This is a genomic window from Streptomyces sp. NPDC044044, assembly GCF_056434405.1.
The window spans coordinates 527,023-537,598 of the sequence record NZ_JBWKFG010000007.1 but is presented as its reverse complement, the minus strand read 5'-3'; the positions used below and the strand labels follow the sequence as shown (position 1 = coordinate 537,598).

The 10,576-nt window shown below is 73.5% G+C and carries 1 pseudogene; it reads left to right on the top strand.

Features of this window, described 5'->3' with window-relative positions:
- Positions 1–54 precede the first annotated feature (54 nt).
- Positions 55–10,488: pseudogene (locus tag AC07AG_RS27935) on the top strand (type I polyketide synthase); the annotation flags it as partial.
- Between the last annotated feature and the right edge of the window lie 88 nt (positions 10,489–10,576).

The window sequence follows — 10,576 nt, the reverse complement described above, 5'->3', positions numbered from 1 at the left end:
GAACGTTCCCTGGAGTTGAGAACGATGGACAACGAGGACAAGCTCCGCTATTTCCTGAAGCGGGTCACCGCGGACCTGCGTGACACCCGCAGGCGCCTGCGCGAGGTCGAGGAGGGCGAGCAGGAGCCGGTGGCGATCATCGGCATGAGCTGCCGCTACCCCGGCGACGTACGCTCCCCCGAGGACCTGTGGGAGCTGGTCGCGAACGGTCGCGACGGCGTGACGGCGTTTCCCGCCGACCGGGGCTGGGGCGAGGTCGAACTGTCCGACCCCGAGGACCCCGACCGCGCGTTCCGCACCGAAGGCGGATTCCTGCACGACGCGGCCGAGTTCGACCCCGGCGTGTTCGGGATATCGCCGCGCGAGGCGCTTGCGATGGACCCGCAGCAGCGGTTGCTCCTCGAGACCTCCTGGGAGGCGTTCGAGCGGGCCGGGATCGACGCGTCGTCGCTGCGCGGCAGCAGGACGGGCGTGTTCGCCGGAGTGATGTACCACGACTACACGTCGCGGCTGCGGTCGGTGCCGGAGGGAGTGGAGGGCTTCCTCGGCACCGGCAGCTTCGGCAGCGTCGCCTCCGGCCGTGTGTCGTACACGTTCGCCCTTGAGGGGCCCGCCGTCACGGTGGACACCGCCTGCTCGTCGTCCCTGGTCACGCTGCACCTGGCGGCCCAGGCGCTGCGGTCGGGTGAGTGCACGCTCGCCCTCGCGGGCGGTGTCACCGTGATGGCGACCCCGGACACGTTCATCGGCTTCAGCAAGCAGCGCGGCCTCGCCGCGGACGGCCGGTGCAAGTCCTTCTCCGAGGACGCCGACGGCACAGGCTGGGGTGAGGGCGCCGGCATGCTGCTCCTGGAGCGTCTCTCCGACGCCCGGCGCAACGGCCACACCGTCCTTGGGGTCGTGCGGGGCTCGGCGGTCAACCAGGACGGCGCTTCCAACGGCCTCACCGCGCCCAACGGTCCGTCGCAGCAGCGCGTGATCCGGCAGGCGCTCGACAGTGCCGGGCTGACCGCAGCCCAGGTCGACGCGGTCGAGGCGCACGGCACCGGCACCACGCTCGGTGACCCGATCGAGGCCCAGGCGCTCCTTGCGACATATGGCCAGGACCGCACTGCCGACCGGCCGTTGTGGCTCGGTTCGGTGAAGTCCAACATCGGGCACACCCAGGCCGCCGCAGGCGTCGCGGGCGTGATCAAGACGGTCATGGCGATGCGGCACGGCGTGCTGCCGCCGACCCTGCACGTCGGCGAGCGCTCCCGGCACGTCGACTGGTCGGCGGGCGCCGTGGAACTGCTGACCGAGGCGCGGCCGTGGCCTGAGACGGGGCAGCCGCGCAGGACAGCGGTGTCGTCCTTCGGCATCAGCGGAACCAACGCCCACGTCGTCCTCGAACAGGCCCCGGCCGAGGACGCCGACGACGAGCCGGGGGAGCCACTCGCCCCCGTCGACCCCGTCCTGGCCGACGCCGTGCCGTGGGTCCTCTCCGGCAACGACCCCGCCGCCCTGCGCGAGCGCGCCGCCGCCCTGGTGTCCCACCTGGACGGCCGGGACGAGACACCGGTGGACGTCGGCTACTCGCTCGCCCTGAGCAGGACCGCGCTCGAGCACCGCGCCGCCGTCGTCGGCGCGGACCGCGCGGAACTGCTGCGCGGCCTTGAGGCCCTGGCCGGAGGTGTCGAGGCACCGAACCTGGTGCGCGGCACGGTCGGTACGCGCGGCAAGCTCGCGTTCCTGTTCAGCGGACAGGGCAGCCAACGCCTCGGCATGGGGCGCGAGTTGTACGGGGAGTTCCCCGTGTTCGCGCAGGCCCTCGACGAGATCTGCGCGGGCCTGGACCCGCACCTGGACCGACCGCTCCGGGACGTGCTCTTCGCCGAGCCCGGCACCGGGACCGCCGCCCTGCTCGACCTGACGACCTACACGCAGCCCGCGCTGTTCGCGATCGAAGTGGCGCTGTTCCGCCTGGTCACCGCGTGGGGTCTCACCCCGCAGTTCCTCGCGGGCCACTCCATCGGCGAGCTGGCGGCCGCCCACGTGTCGGGCGTGTTCTCCCTCGCCGACGCGTGCACGCTCGTCGCCGCCCGCGGCAGGCTGATGGGCGCGCTGCCCGAGGGCGGGGCGATGCTGTCGCTGCGCGCGGACGAGGACACCGTCCGCCGCCTCGTCGCCGAGCACGGCGGCACGGTGGATGTCGCGGCGGTCAACGGCCCCGAGTCCACCGTGATCGCGGGTGACGCCGACGCCGTGGCCGCGATCGACGCCGCATGGCGGGAGCGCGGCGGCAAGACCCGGTACCTGAAGGTCAGTCACGCGTTCCACTCACCGCACGTGGACGCCGTACTCGACGACTTCCGCGCCGTCGCCCGGACCATCACGTACGGGACTCCGGCGATCCCGGTGGTGTCCACCCTGACCGGCGCCGTCCTGACCCCGGCACAGGCACGCGACCCGGAGCACTGGGTGCGCCACGTGCGCGAGGCGGTGCGGTTCCTCGACGGCGTGCGGTGCCTGGGCGAGCAGGGCGTCACCAACTTCCTGGAGCTGGGCCCCGACGCGGTCCTGACCGCGGCGGGCCGCGACTGCGCCGACGAGGGCGCGCTCCTCGTCGCAGGCGCACGCGCGAACCGGCCCGAGGGCGCCACGCTCACCTCCGCGGTCGCGGCACTGCACGTGCGGGGTGTCGCACTCGACTGGCAGGCGGTGTTCGCGGGCCGAGGCGCCCGGCGCACCGACCTGCCCACGTACCCCTTCCAGCGCACCAGGTACTGGCTGGACGTCGGCGCGCACGTGGGAGACATGACCTCGGTGGGCCTGCGGCCCGCCGACCACCCGCTCCTCGGCGCCGCGGTCACCCTCGCCGACGAGGAGGGCGCCCTGCTCACCGGCAGGCTCTCCCTGGCCACGCACCCGTGGCTGGCCGACCACACCGTCGGCGGCGTGGTCCTCGTACCCGGCGCCGCGCTGGTGGAGCTGGCGATCAGGGCCGGCGACCAGGTCGGGCTCGACCAGGTGGAGGAGCTGACGCTGGCGGCGCCGCTGGTCCTGCCCGCGGACGGCGCGGTACGGCTCCAGGTGTCCGTCGGGGCACCGGACGAGTCGGGCCGCCGCGCCCTGAGCGTCTACTCACGGGCCGACGACGCACCCGACGACGAGCCGTGGACGCGGCACGCCTTCGGCACGCTCGCGTCGGGAGCGGCGGCCCCGGCCGCCGACACCGGCGCCTGGCCGCCCGCCGGAGCCGAACGCATCGACATCGAGGGCCGCTACGACGACCTCGCCGCGTCCGGACTCGGCTACGGGCCCGCGTTCCGCGGCCTGCGCGCGGCGTGGCGGCATGGCGACGAGGTGTTCGTGGAGCTGGAGCTGCCCGACCAGGACAGTGCGGGCGCCTTCGGACTGCACCCCGCGCTGCTCGACTCCGCGCTGCACGCCATCGGCCTCGGCGACTTCGTCACCGACACGGAGCGGCTGCACCTGCCGTACTCCTGGCGCGGCGTGCGGCTGCACAGCAGCGGCGCGTCCGCGGTGCGGGGGCGGCTGTCCCCGGCGGGCGCATCGGGCGTCGCGATCGCGCTGACGGACGGCACGGGTGCCCCCGTCGCCTCGGTCGAGGAACTGTCGCTGCGGCCACTGTCGACGGACGGCCTCACCGGCGACCGCCTCGACTCGCTGTTCCGGGTCGACTGGACGCAGGTGAGGCCCGCCGAATCGGCCGCCTCCCGCTGGGCGGTCCTGGGCGACGCGGACCTGGCCGCGCTGGCGGAGGCCGAGGTGCCGGACCTCGTGTTCGCCCCCGTGCCTCCGGCCGCGAACCCCGCGGAGGCGACGCACCGGGCGCTGGCCCTGATACGTGCCTGGCTCGCCGACGACCGGTTCGGCTCGGCGCAACTGGTGTTCGTCACCGGCGGCGCGGTGGCGTCCGGCCACGACGAGGATGTCCTCGACCTGGCCAACGCCCCGGTGTGGGGCCTTGTGCGCGCGGCGCAGTCCGAGCACCCCGGCCGGTTCGTGCTCATCGACACCGACACCGACATCAACACCGACACCGACATCAACACCGACTGGTCGGCGGACGAGGCCCACGCCCTGTTGGGCGCCGTCGCGACAGGTGAGCCTCAACTGGCCCTGCACGCCGGTGAATTGCTGGCGCCGAGGCTCGTGCGGGCCCGTCCCGCAAATGAAGACGGGCCGGACTTCGGTGCCGGTCCGGTTCTTGTGACCGGTGCGAGCGGGACACTGGGCGGCCTTGTGGCCCGCCATCTGGTCGTACGACACGGGGTGCGCCGCCTGGTCCTTGCGAGCAGGCGCGGACAAGTCGGCGACCTGCACGACGAGTTGGTGGCTCTGGGCGCCGACGTCACCGCCGTCGCCTGCGACGTGGCGGATCGCGACGCGGTGGCGGCGCTCCTCGCCGAGCACCCCGTCACGGCCGTCGTTCACGCGGCGGGTGTCCTGGACGACGGCGTGATCGAATCGCTGACCCCGGAACGGATCGACACCGTGTTCCGGCCCAAGGTCGACGCCGCCCGGCACCTGCACGAGCTGACCCGCGACCTGGACCTGTCCGCGTTCGTGCTCTTCTCCTCCGCCGCCGGCACCTTCGGCAACGCGGGCCAGGCCAACTACTCGGCGGCCAACGCGTTCCTGGACGCACTCGCCCAGCACCGGCGAGCGCAGGGCCTGCCCGCGACGTCGATGGCATGGGGCCTGTGGGCGGACGCGAGCGGCATGACCGACGAGCTGGCCGAGACCGACCGCGGCCGCCTCGCACGGGCCGGTGTCGCCGGTCTCTCCGCGGATGAGGGGCTGCGCCTTTTCGACGCCGCCCTCGCGCTGCCGTCCGCCGTGGCCGTACCCATGCGCCTCGACCTGGCCCCGCTGCGGGCCCGCCCCGAGGCCGTACCCTCCCTGCTCCGCGCGCTCGTGCGCACGGCGCGCCCCGAGGCCGCCAAGGCCGACGGTGGCCTGGCGGCGCGGATCTCCGCCCTGCCGGTGGAGGAGCGCCTCCCGGCCGTGCTCGACCTCGTATGCACCTGTGTCGCCGCCGTGCTCGGCCACGCGTCCGCCGCCGCGGTGGAGGCGGAGCGGGCCTTCGACGAGCTCGGGTTCGACTCGCTGACCGCGGTCGAACTGCGCAACCGGCTCGACGCGGCCACCGGCCTGCGCCTGCCCGCCACGCTGGTCTTCGACTACCCGACGCCTCTGGCCCTCGCGAAGCACCTGCGCGCCACGCTGCTCGGCGACGACGAGACGCGGACGGCGACCGTCGCCGCGGCCGCCGCCGACGACGAGCCGATCGCCATCGTTGGAATGAGCTGCCGCTACCCCGGCGGAGTGCGCTCGTCGGAGGACCTGTGGCGGCTTGTCGCCGAGGGCCGCGACGCGGTGTCCGACTTCCCCGACAACCGGGGCTGGGACGTCGAGGCGCTCTACGACCCCGACCCCGAGAACACCGGCACCAGCACCGTCAGGTCGGGCGGCTTCCTGCACGACGCCGCCGAGTTCGACCCCGCGTTCTTCGGCATGTCGCCGCGCGAGGCGCTCGCGGTCGACCCGCAGCAGCGACTGCTCCTCGAGACCTCCTGGGAGGCGTTCGAGCGGGCCGGCATCGACCCCAAGTCGCTGCGGGGCAGCGCGACCGGCGTGTTCGCGGGCGTGATGTACAACGACTACGCCGCCCGGCTCGGCCGCTCTCCGGAAGGCTTCGAGGGCCAGCTCGGCGTCGGCAGCTCCGGCAGCGTGGCGTCCGGCCGCGTGTCCTACGTCTTCGGCCTCGAAGGGCCCGCGGTGACCGTGGACACGGCGTGCTCGTCGTCCCTTGTGGCGATGCACCTGGCGGCCCAGGCGCTGCGCTCCGGTGAGTGCACGCTGGCCCTCGCGGGCGGCGTGACGGTGATGGCGAGCCCGGCGACCTTCGTGGAGTTCAGCAGGCAGCGTGGCCTGGCTCCGGACGGGCGCTGCAAGGCGTTCTCCGAGAGCGCCGACGGCACCGGCTGGGGCGAGGGCATCGGCATGCTCGTACTGGAACGGCTCTCGGACGCCCGGCGCAACGGACACCGCGTCCTCGCGGTCGTGCGGGGCTCGGCGGTGAACCAGGACGGCGCGTCCAACGGTCTCACCGCGCCGAACGGCCCCTCGCAGCAGCGCGTCATCCGCCAGGCCCTGGCGAACGCGGGCCTGACCCCGTCCGACGTGGACGCGGTCGAGGCGCACGGCACCGGCACGACCCTGGGCGACCCGATCGAGGCCCAGGCCCTCCTTGCCACCTACGGCCAGGACCGTGCCGGAGAGCCCCTGTGGCTCGGGTCGCTGAAGTCGAACATCGGCCACACGCAGGCGGCTGCCGGTGTCGGTGGCGTCATCAAGATGGTGATGGCGCTGCGACACGCCGAACTGCCGAAGTCGCTGCACGTCGACGAACGCTCCTCGCACGTGGACTGGTCGGCGGGCGAGGTCGACGTACTGACGGAGACCCGTCCATGGCCGTCCGTCGGCCGACCGCGCAGGGCGGGTGTGTCGTCGTTCGGTGTGAGCGGGACGAACGCACACACCATTCTTGAACAGGCCCCGGAGTACGAGGAGTTGACGCCGGACGCGACGTCGCCCGACGAGACCCCGGCCGCTTCCGCTGCCGCCTCCGCGTCGGTGTCCGTGCCGGTTCCGCTGGTCTTCTCCGCGCGTTCGGAAGCTGCCTTGCGTGCCCATGCCGCCCAACTCGCCACTGCGGTGGAGGGGGCGGCGCTGGTGGATGTGGCGGATGCCTTGCTGTCGCGGTCGGTGTTCGATCACCGGGCTGTGGTGGTTTCGGGTGGTGCCGATGCGTTGGCGGCGGTGGCGGGTGGTGCTGAGTCGGCTCGTGTGGCGGTGGGTGTGGCGCGGGCTGCGGGCAAGGTGGCGTTTGTGTTCCCGGGTCAGGGTTCGCAGTGGCTGGGTATGGGTGCGGAGTTGGCGGAGTCCTCGCCGGTGTTCCGTGCCTCTCTCGATGCCTGTGCTGATGCGCTGGCTCCGTATGTGGACTGGTCGTTGCACGAGGCGCTGGCTGATGGCGCCGCGTTGGAGCGGGTGGATGTCGTGCAGCCCGCTTTGTGGGCGGTGATGGTGTCGCTGGCGGCGTTGTGGCGTTCGTACGGTGTGGAGCCGGACGCGGTGGTGGGCCACAGCCAGGGCGAGATCGCCGCCGCGCATGTGGCGGGGGCGCTGTCGCTGGAGGATGCGGCCAAGGTGGTCGCGCTGCGCAGCAAGGCGATCCTGGCGCTCTCGGGTCAGGGCGGCATGGTGTCCCTCGCGGTCACGGCCGACCAGGCGCGTGAGCGGATCGCGCGGTGGGACGGACGCATATCTGTCGCTGCTGTGAATGGCCCCGGTTCGGTGGTGGTGGCGGGTGATGCCGATGCCCTGGACGAGCTGATGGAGTCCTGTGCCGCCGACGAGGTGCGCGCCCGTCGCGTGCCCGTGGACTACGCGTCGCACTCTCCGCATGTGGAGCGTATCCAGGAGGCGTTGGCGGGCGTGCTGGTCGGGGTCGAGCCGATGGCCGCGAGCGTGCCGATGCTCTCCACGGTGACGGGGGAGTGGCTGACCGGGACCGAGGTCGGTGCCGAGTACTGGTATCAGAACCTGCGGAACACCGTGCGGTTCGAGGACGCGACCCGCGGTCTGCTCGACCACGGGGTCGGCGTGTTCGTCGAGTGCAGCCCGCACCCTGTCCTCACCATCGGCGTGTCCGAGACGGTGGAGGCCACCGGTGGCGATGCCGTCATGGTGGGCACGCTGCGCCGGGACGAGGGCGGCCTCGACCGCTTCCTGCTCTCCGCCGCCGAGGCGTACGTAGGGGGCCTGCCGTTCGACTGGCGTGCCGTGGTGCCCGCGGGGCGGCCCGTCGACCTGCCCACCTACCCCTTCCAGCGCAAGCACTACTGGCTCGACGTCCCCCGTGACCTGCGCTTCGTCGAAGCGGCCGGTGGTCTCGGCCTCGCGGACGCCGACCACCCGCTGCTCGGCGCCGCCGTGGAGCTGGCCGACGAGCAGGGCCTGGTGTGCACCGGCAGGCTGGGCACGGACACTCACCCGTGGCTCGCCGACCACGCCGTCGCACGGACGACGCTCCTGCCCGGCACCGCCTTCGCGGAGATCGCGCTCGCGGCGGGCGGCAGGCTCGGCCTCGACGAGGTGGAAGAGCTGGCCCTTTCCGCACCGCTGGTGCTGCCCGAACGCGGCGGAGTACGCCTGCGGGTGACGGTCGGCGGCGACGACGGCTCCGACCGGCGGGCGCTGAGCATCGACTCCTGCCCGGACGATCCCGCCGCCGGAGCCGACTGGACCCGGCACGCCACCGGCTTCCTCACGACGGGAGCCCCCGTCGAGCCGGCAGCGGTCACGCAGTGGCCGCCCGTCGGAGCCGAGCCCGTCGACATCGACGGCCTCTACGACAGCCTGGAAGGGGCCGGGTTCGCCTACGGGCCCGCCTTCCAGGGCCTCAGAGCGGCATGGCGCGGCGAGGGCGCCGTGTACGCCGAGATAGAGCTTGACGAGGACCAGCACCGGGACGCCGCGTCGTTCGGCCTCCACCCGGCGCTGCTCGACGCCGCGCTGCACGCCTGCATGCTCGGCGGCCTCGTCGAAGACGCCGGTCGTCCCCGGCTCCCGTTCTCCTGGAGCGGGATCCGATGGCACGCGACCGGTGCCACAGCGGCGCGGGTACGGCTCACAACGGCCGGACCCGATGCCGTCTCCCTGGAACTGACCGACGTTCAGGGGAACCCCCTGGCGACGGTCGCATCCCTGGTCCTGCGGCCGATCGCCGCGGACCAATGGGGTGCGCGCCACCGCGATTCACTGTTCCGGCTGGAGTGGGTGGCCGCACCGACCCGTGCGGCCACCCCTGCTCCCGCCCGCGGTTGCGCAGTCGTCGGTCCCGACGACCTGAAGGTCGGCGCGGGCCTCACCGCGGCCGGCATCGCCGTCGAGGAGCACGAAAGCCTCGCGGCCCTCGCCGAGGCCGGTGTGCCGGGCGTCGTCGTCGTCCCGTGCGCCGACGACGACGCGGACCCGGTCGCCGCGGCCCGTACCGCTGCCCTGCGCGCGCTGCGCCTTGCCCAGGAGTGGCTTGCCGACGACCGGTTCCTCGCATCGCGCCTCGTCTTCGTGACCCGCGGGGCCACCGCGACCGGACCCGACGAGGACGTGCCCGACATCGCCGACGCGGCGGTGTGGGGACTGATCCGGTCGGCGCAGTCCGAGAACCCCGACCGGTTCACGCTGGTCGACGTGGACGGGCACGACACCTCCTGGCCTGCGCTGCCCGCAGCTCTCGCCGCTGCCGAGCCGCAACTGGCTCTGCGCACAGGTGACGTGCTGGTGCCGCGGATCGCTCGCGTGAGGCCGTCCGACGCGGAGTCCGGAATCGAGTTCGCACCCGGTGGCACCGTCCTGGTGACCGGCGCCACCGGCATGATCGGCGGCCTCGTCACCCGGCATCTCGTGGCAGAGCACGGCGTCCGGCACCTCGTCCTCGCCAGCCGCAGCGGCGCCGCCGCACCCGGAGCGGAAGACCTCCGCGCCGAACTGACCGACCTCGGCGCGCACGTGACGCTCGCCGCCTGCGACGTCACCGATCCGGGCGCGCTGAAGGAACTCCTTGCCGCGGTGCCCGCGGACCACCCGCTGACCGGCGTGGTGCACTCGGCGGGCGTCCTGGACGACGGCACGATCACCTCGCTGACCCCGGATCAGGTCGACAGGGTGTTCCGGCCCAAGGTCGACGCGGCCTGGAATCTGCACGAGCTGACCCGTGACCTGGACCTGTCCGCGTTCGTGCTGTTCTCCTCGGCTGCGGGCATCCTCGGAGGCCCCGGGCAGGGCAACTACGCGGCGGCCAACGCGTTCGTCGACGCGCTCACCCACCACCGCAGGGCCGCCGGACTCCCTGCGATGTCACTGGCGTGGGGCCTGTGGGAGACGGCGAGCGCGATGACCGGCGACATGGCGGAGGCCGACCTGGCGCGCCTTTCGCGCTCCGGTGTCGGGGGACTGACCGAGGAGCAGGGCCTCGCGCTGTTCGACCTCGGATGCGCGGCGGACGACGCGGTCGTGGTGCCGATGCGGCTCGACCTCGGAGCGCTGCGCGGCGGGCCCGACGAGGTGCCTCCGCTGCTGCGCGGCCTCGTGCGCCCGCGGGCCACCAAGGCGGCCGCGGCGAGCGAGGAGCCGCTGGCGCAGCGGCTGGCCGGTCTCACGGAGGAGGAGCAGGGGAGGGAACTCCTGCTGCTCGTCCGGGACCAGACGGCGGCCGTGCTCGGCTACGCGCCGGAGGAGCTCGATGTCTCCGGCGCCCTGACCCAGCTCGGCCTTGACTCCTTGACCGCGCTCCAACTGCGCAACCGGCTCGCCGGCGCGACCGGGCTCCGGCTGCCCACCACCGTCGTGTTCGACCAGCCGACAGGACCGGCGCTCGCCGGTTACCTCCGGCGCGAACTCGCATCGGGAGCCGGGGCCGATGACGCCCCCGCCTCGACCGCTGCCCTGGCGGTGGAGGACACGCTCACCGGCCTGTACCGGCAGGCCTGCGACCTCGGCC